At 63.2% G+C, this 261-nt stretch carries 1 protein-coding gene; it reads right to left on the reverse strand.

All coding sequences use genetic code 11. The features are described from left to right. Nucleotides 1-261: hypothetical protein (locus M2D63_RS25845; protein ID WP_285865894.1), on the reverse strand; the 261-nt coding region annotated here is incomplete at both ends.

Genomic DNA, 261 nt, shown 5'->3' on the forward strand with positions numbered 1-261 from the left:
TTCTGCAGCAGCAGCTGCGTGCCCGCGGTCACGGTGACCCCGCCAGAAATATCGGTCAGGGTGTACTGGGAGAATCCGCCGCTGGTGAAGAACGAAGGCGGCAGAACCACCCGACCGGCCTTCGCGTCCGATACGGCCATGCCCGCGACAGGGATTCCGCTTTGGAGGGCGACGGCGTTTGCCGTATTCGTGGAAACATACGACGTCACATCCGCGGTCGCGCCGTCGACCGCAATGGTCGAGTCCTGCAATGTCAGCGTA

This window comes from Pseudomonas sp. BJa5, from assembly GCF_030272875.2.
Taxonomy (GTDB): Bacteria; Pseudomonadota; Gammaproteobacteria; order Pseudomonadales; family Pseudomonadaceae; genus Aquipseudomonas.